Source organism: Pseudomonas sp. AC463 (assembly GCF_979253585.1).
On record NZ_CEEDDZ010000480.1, the window covers coordinates 1 to 283 of the forward strand.

Genomic DNA, 283 nt, shown 5'->3' on the forward strand with positions numbered 1-283 from the left:
GTAATCGCCCGCCTTCACGCCCGCACGTGCCGCCGGCGTATCCTCCTGCGGCGCCACGACCTTCACCGCGCCGTCTTCCATCGACACGGTCAGGCCGAGACCGCCGTAATTGCCCTCGGTCATGATCCGCAGATTCTGGAAATCGAGCGCGTCGACATAGCTTGAATGCGGGTCCAGGCTGGTCAGCATGCCCTGGATCGCGCCCGTGATCAGGGTCTTGTCGACGACCTTGTCGACGTAATCCGACTTGATGCGGTTGAACACGTCCATGAATTGGTCGAAT

At 61.1% G+C, this 283-nt stretch carries 1 protein-coding gene; it reads right to left on the bottom strand.

Annotation, left to right across the window (positions count from 1 at the left end; genetic code table 11):
• On the bottom strand, positions 1-270 hold a 270-nt coding region (locus tag AC0IYH_RS31055; RefSeq protein WP_471838034.1), incomplete at its 3' end, for a S41 family peptidase.
• Positions 271-283 lie beyond the last annotated feature (13 nt).